Below are 6,495 nucleotides of genomic sequence, written 5' to 3' on the forward strand. Positions count from 1 at the left end.
TACACATGCACCTTTCATGTGTTACCAATGGTCAGGCAACCCACTCTCTTTTAGGGACGATTTGCCATGACAGCCATCAACGAGAAAGTCTTTATCAGCCCCGGCCGCTACGTGCAGGGGGAAGGTGTTACCGCCCGCGCCGGACACTATGTGTCAGCGCTCGGGAAAACGGCGCTGCTGATTGCCGACGATGTGGTTTGGGACATCGCGGGTAAGGAGCTAAGCGCGAGCCTGGAAGGCGAAGGCGTTAGCTTCGAGCGCGCAGTGTTCGAAGGTGAGGCTTCTACCCGCGAAATCGACCGCCTCGTTGAGCTCGGCCGCAAGCAGCAGGCAGATGTCGTTATCGGCTTTGGCGGCGGTAAAGCCATCGACACCGCCAAGGGTGTGGCTGAAAAGCTCGAAGCGGCCTGTGCCATACTGCCAACCACTGCTTCTACCGATGCGCCTACCAGCGCCCTGTCGGTCATCTACAGTGACGATGGCGAGTTTGAGTCCTACCGCTTCTACAGCAAGAACCCCGACCTGGTGCTGGTCGATACCGGCATCATCTGCAAAGCGCCGCCGCGTTTTCTGGCCTCGGGCATTGCCGATGCACTGGCTACTTGGGTTGAGGCCCGCGCCGCCATCCGCGCTAACGCCAACAACATGGCGGGCGGCAAAGCCACGTTGCTGGGTGCTACGATTGGTGAGAAATGCGAAGACATCCTTTTTGAGCATGCCATGCTGGCCTACCAAGCCAACGAGGCGCAGATCGTCACGCCCTCATTTGAAGCCGTGGTTGAGGCCAATACGCTGCTTAGCGGCCTGGGCTTTGAGAGCGGCGGCTTGGCGGCAGCGCACGCCATTCATAACGGTTTCACCGCCCTGCACGGCGAGATTCACAACCTGACCCACGGCGAAAAAGTAGCCTACGGCACGGTCGCGCAGCTGATTCTCGACCAAGCGCCGCAAGCGGAGCTTGAAGAGTATTTAGACCTCTACCTAGCACTGGGCCTACCGGTGACGCTGAAAGCGCTGAAGCTTGACCAGGCAAGCGACGACGACCTTTATCGTGTAGCCGAAGCGGCGCTTAAAGAGGGTGAATCAAGCCATAACCTGGCGTATGAGCTAACGCCCAAGCAGATTGTTCACGCTATTAAAGCGGTGGATGTGCATGCGCGGGCGTTTATGGAGAAAGTGGGTTTGAGCGAGTAAAGCCCACAAGGCACATGGCGCCACGTGTGTGGCGCCATATTGATCGACTAGCCCTGCGCCGGAAATCAGGTAGCGGCCGCCGAGGATGATACCCGGTACCGCATTCACCCCGGCTTCCATGAAGCGCTGCTCTGCCGCACGAACGTCATGCGCGTACTGATCAGAGCGGGCGATGGCCTCAGCGGCGTCGCCATAAAGCCCTACCTCAATGGCCTTCGTGAGAAAGCCGACAAGGTATTAACAGGTAGTGCTTTTCAAGATGGAAAAACCACCACGTCATCCCCCTCCTGCCATGGATGAAACTTGGTCATGGCCTGCAGAAAAAACGCGTGTTCCAACCAGTGTTGTAGCCACCGCTGCAGGTGCGGATAAGGTAGGCTATAAAAAACATCGCGATCCACATGGGCGAATTGGCGGATAAAAGGCATGATACCAATATCAGCAATGGTCGCGTTATCTCCCAGAAGATAAGGCTTTTGAGTCAGCTTCTCCTCTAAAACCTGTAAAAAAGCTTCACCCCGTTGCCGGTACTCTGCCTGGGTCATTTCGAGATGTCGGTCGGCGTATTTATAGCGATCCAACCAATGTTTAAATTCATTATCGTTTTGCTCGATCAGGGCATTGGCCTGAATCCTAACCTTCGCATCTAACAGCCCTTGCGGATCTTGTTGCTTAAGCGCCCACACCATTATTTCTCGGCTCTCTTCGATCACAGTACCATCAAAAAGCTGTAAAACAGGCACAGTGCCTTTCGGGCTAATCGCTAGCATCTGGGCCGGTTTGTTCTTCAATGTGATTTCGCGCAGCTCCACCGGTAACTCAGCAAACAATAAGCCGAGCCGGGCACGCATGGCATAGGGACAGCGACGAAAAGAGTAAAGGCGATGAAGTGATGACGTCATGGGCATTTTTCACAGTTGAATTGAAGTCAGTAGACTCGGTGACCACTCTAATGCGAGACGTTAGCCGTTCGCGTTTTCTTCAGCCACCTGACGAAGCGCATCGACCAGCACGTCAGCGGGTTGGGCGCCAGAAATCAGGTAGCGGCCGTCGAGGATGAACCCCGGCACGGCGCTCACTCCGGCCTCCATGAACTGCTGTTCTGCCGCTCTAACCTCGTCCGCGTACTGATCAGACCGAGCGATGGCTTCGGCAGTGTCACCGTCAAGCCCAACCTCAATGGCCTTCTCGCGAAGAACCTCTGGGTCTGAAGGATTTTTAGCCTCACCGAAGTAGGCATCGAACAGTGCCAATTGCAGGGGCGTCTCCAGATTCTGCGTTCCGGCCCTCGCCAGCACCCGGTGGGCAGCGAAGGTATTGTTCGCCCGGCGCTCCACGGCGCCACGGAAGTTCAATCCCAGTTCTTCGGCGACCTTCATGATCTCACGCTGGGACTGCTCCATGCTGGCCGCATCCTTGCCGTACTTACGGCATAAGTGCTCCAGGATCGGCTCGCCTTCGGGCGGCATGTCGCGGTTGAGCTCGAAGGGCTGCCAGTGCAGATCGATTTCGATCTCGCCCTTCAAGGTTTCCAGCGCTTGTTCAAGACGGCGGTAGCCGATGGCGCACCACGGGCAGGCAACATCAGATACCAGGTCGATTCTCAACGTCTGCATTGGGCAATCCCCTCATTCGATCAAACTGAAGAAAGCATGGTACGTGCCTATAGAAAGTAACGACAGTACCGTCATGTAACGAATAAAGGCGTTACTCGATAGTGGGTTCCGGTAACACCGGCGGCGTACTGTCCATATAGGTCAGGAAGTCTTGCCAGATGTCGTGCGTTCGCTGTTTCGTTAAACGGGTACTGCACGTAATGCCCATGACGTTCCGAATGCTCCCCTCGCGCCACTGCGTATAGACAGCGCCGCAATGGGCAGCGGCATACGCCTGCCACTGCTTTTGAGCCACCTTGATAGCATCGACTAACTCAGGGTCAAACGCGTTATGTTCAATGCTCGTTTCCAGATAGTGGGTAAGTACGCCCTCAGCGGCCTCTAACTCGATATCCGCGCACCGATTGGTCTCGAGCGTGTTCCTTATATTGTTGCAATCAAGCGCCTCGTCGTCAGCAACGGCTGACAGCGACAGCGTAGCGAGCAGTATGAGTAGCCACTTTTTCATTTTTTTCCCCGAACGCACATAAAGTGCTGGCCAAGCGGGCACAACCGCCATGCTCTCACACTCGACGCCAAGGAGATCATCTAAACGTTGAACGACCATGCCCGTGCATTCATGTCCCGCACGGGCGGCCAGCCCGGAGCTCAACTAAAATCAGCCCGGCAACATTTGCTTGTTATAGCCCGCGGCCAATTTTAGTTGGCTCTTCTGGGCATGGCGTGCTTTCCCCTGGCGTAAGAGTGACGTCGTATTGAGGCTGAAAGCCATCACCACTACTCCACATGGTCGAGTGTGTTTCAAAATCGGCTTTTACTACGCACCAATTCCAAAAAAATACGTTTGAGCCGTGAATCATTAGCGATTCAGTGCGCCACTCCTTCATTTCTGGAAAGCTCGCCTCACCTCTATCACTGGTTTTATCTCCCTTTCTCATTTGTTCAAAGCCATAAGGGTAGGAGCTTGATATTAAATACACCCAAGCATCCTGTATGGGTTTTCCTTCCACGTCGGTGACGAGGATTTCGGACTCTGGCTGAAGCGTTTTGTTGATGGGATAAACAGCACAGCTTGATAGCAATAGGGTTATTGTTAGTATGAGTAGTTTCATGTGTGGTTCGCTATAACGTCTGAGCTAAGCGGCGAGCCTCTGCCGCTTCAGGCGGAGGCCGAAGGCTGGAACGAACTTGAGCGACTTGTTAGACATCGCTCTTGCTAATGACACCGGCTTGCCATAGCGAAACAGTAACGTCCATCTGCGAATTCTCCGTCTTCGCCTCCCCTAGCATGATTTCCTTCCAGAGCTCATCTGGTTTGTCGGCCAACGAAGGCACCTTCTGGAGAAGCTTTACAGCTTCGCGAGCATAGCGACGATTATCTTTCGATCGTGTGTACTTCCCTGATGATACCCCTGAAACTAAACCGTCAGAGCAAAGGCCCAAGAATGCACCGCGAGGACAGCCTTTCTCCCGGGATGAGGGGCTATTCGGAAAGACTTCTTTTACAGCCCTTTTCCAGGCTGAGGCAGGTTCCGCAGTTATATCCGCTGTCAAAAACTCCTGAGCCCGAATAGCGGCCTTTCCGTATTTCCCCATTCCTCTTCCTTACGTATGTCTAACGCCGCCAACGCGCGCAGCTTTGGAGTGGAGGCGAAGTCGCAATGGAGAAGCTGTCGCCTGATTGGCATTGTTCTGTGGATTCACTACGAGACCTTTTCGCGTTCATGCCTGATGCGATTAAGGTGTTTGTTCGCGTCGTTCAAGGCCGTGGCAGTCATCTGGCGACGGACGTGATCGGTCCATAGTTCGATGCCGCGCTCGCTGTGGTATAGAACAATATTGTGCGTGCACGCTAGCATGCTCCCGACCTGCTCATACAAATCGTGGCACTCGTACGGTGGTTCTTGGGAGCTGGCGTGGGCATCGTATGCATCAGAAATCTGTTGGCGAGCGGATTTGGTTTCTGACAGGAAATTTGACTCGATACTCGCACCCGACTGCCATTTTTGAAGGGCTTTCCCGATATCTGCCAAACTCTCAATTACAAGCCCAACAATCGGATCTACTAGGTCAAAATAGTGCTCCTTGTCGAAATCATCCTGGCCATTATTGCTGAGTCCGGCCAAGGGGCTTTGCTTCCAATCCACAATGGTGCCATCACCAACATCTTCCCCGACCAGAGGAATCGGCGCGTTCTTACCATCAAGACTTGGGTCAATCCAGAGGCTTCGGCACGTGTAGTTGGCCTTTTTTTCGTCAGCAGCGCTAGCATAAATGAAAGCCCAAACGACATGCGCGCCGGCTTCGCCCCACCTACCTTTTACCATGGCGTTCCTGGAGTATCGACGCTTTGCAGTTTTAGCCGTCATGTCCCTGATAACCGTCGTCAGTTCCGGTTTGGTCATGGGTCGGTTAAGGACAACTTTGATTGAGTAACGCTTGGCCATACCATGGCTGACATCCTCAGTCGAGACGAGCGTGTAGTCGCTGGATGCGACGCGCGGCGTCACAAGGTCCTTCAGTGCCTCTCGGGTATCTTTGCCAAGTTTTCGCACCTGGGGAACGGCTAGCTTGTAGCCCTTCCCTGTCGGTTCGATGGTGTCCTTAGCAACCCGCTCCCAATATACAACTTCGTTCTCAGGATCACAGAGGCATACGATGACGGGAAGTGTATGCCCTAGCCAGTAGTCGACGTGTTGCGCATCCGGGCGGTAGATGTAGCAGCCATCCTTCGTTTCACCAAGGTAGCTACTGCCAGACTTGATCTGTATCGCAACCAACTGCCCGGTGGCTATCTCATTGTCAATCAATTCGGCAATCGCATCGATTCCGTAGTCACTGCTAGGCTGCTCTCGTAGGGCAAAACCCGCAGCCTCACCACGTACTGTGACCCAGCCAAGTCCTTGACGCTCTATACGATCAGATCCTTGTGCTCTCACAGGTGTGAGCCCTCCCTAGTTGGATAGCAAAGACTGCCGAATTGTTAAATGGCCGGTCATGCATATGCATCCACAGAACGCCTTGAATAAGCCGCTAATTTGGAGCGGCAGCGGAAAATTGGTCGGCTTGATTCACTTGTTGGGCGGAATTATCCATAGCCCTGGTCTCCCCATTACTGACCATCTTGCTTATCGAGAAAATCCGATAACCGGCCTTCATGAGCTAGCTCAGCCGATAATCGGTATTCCTCAAAGTCCTGTGCCCGTAGCAAGACATAAGGAAGATCAGATTTACCTCGAATAGCACTTCTTTCTAGGGCGCCACCCTTCGGGGTTTGTTTGTCTGTTTTCACAAAGATGAACATGCCACCGACCAGTACTCGGTAGCCGTTCACACCTTCCTGCCTATCAGGCTTCGGCGCGCGGTATGCAAAAACATCATCGTCACCCTCGTGACGTCTTAGCCGACACACCAAAGCATCGATGCTGCTGGGTATCTGTTGAAGCGAAAACGCTAACCCCTCCATCAAATCTTGGTAGGGCCCTAGGTCAATTCTTCCGTTTTCTTTTGAGGCGACGCTATATTTCCAAAGTAGTCCAGCGATAAATCGTAAGATTTCATCACCTGAAACGTCTTTTAGTTTGTACTCACCCAATGAGTCGCCTTTGGACTCTTCCCTGATCTGGCGAAATGCCTTCGCTGCAATGTTTTCCCACTTGCCCAATTCGTTGTCGCAACCCTTACA

General features: G+C 53.6%; 8 protein-coding genes. 1 reads left to right on the plus strand and 7 read right to left on the minus strand.

The window, feature by feature from the left end; translation table 11 throughout:
- The first annotated feature begins 66 nt into the window (after positions 1-66).
- Positions 67-1,194 carry a glycerol dehydrogenase gene (locus ACT3TJ_RS17595; RefSeq protein ID WP_444631116.1) on the plus strand — a complete coding sequence of 376 codons (1,128 nt, stop codon included), beginning with the start codon at positions 67-69 and terminating at the stop codon, positions 1,192-1,194.
- 254 nt (positions 1,195-1,448) lie between these two features.
- On the opposite strand, the gene ACT3TJ_RS17600 is transcribed toward ACT3TJ_RS17595, so the two are convergent.
- The 7 genes from ACT3TJ_RS17600 to ACT3TJ_RS17630 all read right to left on the minus strand — a co-directional run.
- The gene (locus ACT3TJ_RS17600; protein ID WP_444631117.1) at positions 1,449-2,096 is read right to left on the minus strand and encodes a glutathione S-transferase; all 648 of its coding nucleotides are present in this window, start codon (positions 2,094-2,096) and stop codon (positions 1,449-1,451) included.
- 60 nt (positions 2,097-2,156) lie between these two features.
- Positions 2,157-2,810, minus strand: coding sequence for a DsbA family oxidoreductase (locus tag ACT3TJ_RS17605; protein WP_444666087.1), 654 nt, complete (start codon positions 2,808-2,810; stop codon positions 2,157-2,159).
- 91 nt (positions 2,811-2,901) lie between these two features.
- On the minus strand, positions 2,902-3,417 hold the full coding sequence (locus ACT3TJ_RS17610) for a lysozyme inhibitor LprI family protein (RefSeq protein WP_444666089.1): 516 nt from the start codon (positions 3,415-3,417) through the stop codon (positions 2,902-2,904).
- Between the two features lie 73 nt (positions 3,418-3,490).
- Entirely contained in the window at positions 3,491-3,922 is a 432-nt protein-coding gene (locus ACT3TJ_RS17615; protein WP_444666091.1) for a hypothetical protein, read from the minus strand.
- An 88-nt stretch (positions 3,923-4,010) separates the two neighbouring features.
- Positions 4,011-4,406 carry a DUF6979 family protein gene (locus ACT3TJ_RS17620; RefSeq protein WP_444666093.1) on the minus strand — a complete coding sequence of 132 codons (396 nt, stop codon included), beginning with the start codon at positions 4,404-4,406 and terminating at the stop codon, positions 4,011-4,013.
- A gap of 107 nt (positions 4,407-4,513) precedes the next feature.
- Positions 4,514-5,749, minus strand: coding sequence for a DUF4365 domain-containing protein (locus ACT3TJ_RS17625; protein WP_444666095.1), 1,236 nt, complete (start codon positions 5,747-5,749; stop codon positions 4,514-4,516).
- A gap of 173 nt (positions 5,750-5,922) precedes the next feature.
- Positions 5,923-6,495, minus strand: a 573-nt coding sequence (locus tag ACT3TJ_RS17630) for a hypothetical protein (protein WP_444666097.1), incomplete at its 5' end; no start/stop codon positions are given.

It is taken from the genome of Halomonas sp. AOP30-A1-24, assembly GCF_052378165.1.
GTDB lineage: Bacteria > Pseudomonadota > Gammaproteobacteria > Pseudomonadales > Halomonadaceae > Vreelandella > Vreelandella citrativorans.

Bases quoted from the DNA above. Each gene is read 5' to 3' on its own strand.
- ACT3TJ_RS17610 (WP_444666089.1), bottom strand. From the start codon at position 3,417: ATGGTCGTTCAACGTTTAGATGATCTCCTTGGCGTCGAGTGTGAGAGC.
- ACT3TJ_RS17620 (WP_444666093.1), bottom strand. From the start codon at position 4,406: ATGGGGAAATACGGAAAGGCCGCTATTCGGGCTCAGGAGTTTTTGACA.
- ACT3TJ_RS17595 (WP_444631116.1), top strand. From the start codon at position 67: ATGACAGCCATCAACGAGAAAGTCTTTATCAGCCCCGGCCGCTACGTG.
- ACT3TJ_RS17600 (WP_444631117.1), bottom strand. From the start codon at position 2,096: ATGACGTCATCACTTCATCGCCTTTACTCTTTTCGTCGCTGTCCCTAT.
- ACT3TJ_RS17605 (WP_444666087.1), bottom strand. From the start codon at position 2,810: ATGCAGACGTTGAGAATCGACCTGGTATCTGATGTTGCCTGCCCGTGG.
- ACT3TJ_RS17615 (WP_444666091.1), bottom strand. From the start codon at position 3,922: ATGAAACTACTCATACTAACAATAACCCTATTGCTATCAAGCTGTGCT.